General features: G+C 32.4%; 1 pseudogene. It reads right to left on the bottom strand.

Features of this window, described 5'->3' with window-relative positions:
• Positions 1-241, bottom strand: a pseudogene (locus SH09_RS15700) (replication initiation factor domain-containing protein); the annotation flags it as partial.

Here is a 241-nt window from a genome sequence, read left to right as displayed (position 1 = left end):
AAACCGTCATCTTCCATGTAGCTTATTATATTTTGTTTTAACCAAATCATTTCATCTCGTGTAAGTTTGTTTGGATTAAATTCAATACGCATATTACGTCTATCCCAACTATCTGCTTTCCCTTTGTCATATTCAATATAAACTTTTTCTTGAAGTGCTTTAGCTTTAAACTTTGTTTGAAGAATATCCCAAAGTCTTATTTGGGGCTCTACACTCATAAATTTAGAAAGGGCTTGAGCGT

Origin of the sequence: Staphylococcus gallinarum (assembly GCF_000875895.1) — a bacterium.
Taxonomy (GTDB): domain Bacteria; phylum Bacillota; class Bacilli; order Staphylococcales; family Staphylococcaceae; genus Staphylococcus; species Staphylococcus gallinarum.
The sequence above is the reverse complement of the archived record's forward strand: the minus strand, read 5'-3'. Positions and strand labels throughout refer to the sequence as shown.